The organism is Burkholderia sp. SIMBA_051, from assembly GCF_046534915.1.
Classification (GTDB): domain Bacteria; phylum Pseudomonadota; class Gammaproteobacteria; order Burkholderiales; family Burkholderiaceae; genus Burkholderia; species Burkholderia ambifaria.
Genome location: NZ_JAWRXS010000130.1, coordinates 1 through 321, shown reverse-complemented (window position 1 = coordinate 321; position 321 = coordinate 1). Strand labels below are relative to the sequence as shown.

1 rRNA gene is annotated in these 321 nt (G+C 54.8%); it reads left to right on the top strand.

Annotated elements, in window-relative coordinates:
• Positions 1-321 (top strand): 23S ribosomal RNA (locus SB771_RS33875); the annotation flags it as partial.

Genomic DNA, 321 nt, shown 5'->3' with positions numbered 1-321 from the left:
CTGGAGGTATCAGAAGTGCGAATGCTGACATAAGTAACGATAAAGCGGGTGAAAAGCCCGCTCGCCGGAAGACCAAGGGTTCCTGTCCAACGTTAATCGGGGCAGGGTGAGTCGACCCCTAAGGCGAGGCCGAAAGGCGTAGTCGATGGGAAACAGGTTAATATTCCTGTACTTGGTGTTACTGCGAAGGGGGGACGGAGAAGGCTATGTTGGCCGGGCGACGGTTGTCCCGGTTTAAGCGGGTAGGCTGGTTTTCCAGGCAAATCCGGAAAATCAAGGCTGAGGCGTGATGACGAGGCACTACGGTGCTGAAGCAACAAA